1 protein-coding gene is annotated in these 912 nt (G+C 68.9%); it reads left to right on the plus strand.

Going from position 1 to position 912, the window contains the following annotated elements:
• Window positions 1–773, plus strand: a 773-nt coding sequence (locus A5790_RS10285) for an MBL fold metallo-hydrolase (RefSeq protein ID WP_066843256.1), incomplete at its 5' end; no start/stop codon positions are given.
• Window positions 774–912: the final 139 nt, after the last annotated feature.

The following is a 912-nucleotide window of genomic DNA, read 5'->3' on the forward strand; positions in this document are numbered from 1 at the left end:
TGGTCGAACTCGACGGCTACCGCGTGCTGGCCGACCCGGTGTGGAGCCGCCGGTGCTCACCGTCCCAAACGGTCGGCCCGGAGCGGATGCACGAGGTGCCTGCTCCGCTCGAGGCGCTGGCCGCCGTCGACGCGATCATCGTCAGCCACGACCACTACGACCACCTCGACATGGACACGATCGTCGGCCTCGTCCACACGCAGCGGGCGCCGTTCGTCGTCCCGCTCGGCATCGGCGCGCACCTGCGCAAATGGGGGATCCCGGAGAGCCGGATCGTCGAACTCGACTGGAACGAGAGCCACACGATCGGCGAGCTCACCCTGGTGTGCACGCCGGCGCGGCACTTCTCCGGTCGCGCGTTCACCCGTAACACCACGCTGTGGGCGTCGTGGGTGATCATGGGCCCGCAACACCGGGCGTTCTTCGGCGGCGACACCGGATACACCAAGAGCTTCGCCCAGATCGGCATGGACCACGGGCCGTTCGACCTGACGCTGCTGCCCGTCGGTGCCTACCATCCGGCGTGGCCGGACATCCACATGAATCCCGAAGAGGCGGTCAAGGCGCACCTCGACGTCGCCGAAGCCGACCGGGGGCTGCTGGTACCGATCCACTGGGCCACCTTCCGGCTCGCGCCACACCCGTGGGCCGAACCGGTCGAGCGGCTGCTGCGGGCCGCCGACGCGGAAAAGGTGCAGTTAGCGGTGCCCAAACCGGGGCAGCGGGTCCGGTTGGACGCGACGCCGCCGGTCGACCCGTGGTGGCGGTTCTAGCCCCGCCTTCCAGCGCACACTTTTTGCCGACGCACTCGCGGTTCGAGCACCCCAACAGTGCGCTCGTCGGGTTACCGTTCAGCTCATGAAAGCACTGGCCAGGGTGGCTGTCGTCGGGTTGCTGCTCGTCGCTACCTCG

Origin of the sequence: Mycobacterium sp. 852002-51152_SCH6134967, from assembly GCF_001667105.1 — a bacterium.
GTDB classification, from domain to species: domain Bacteria; phylum Actinomycetota; class Actinomycetes; order Mycobacteriales; family Mycobacteriaceae; genus Mycobacterium; species Mycobacterium neumannii_A.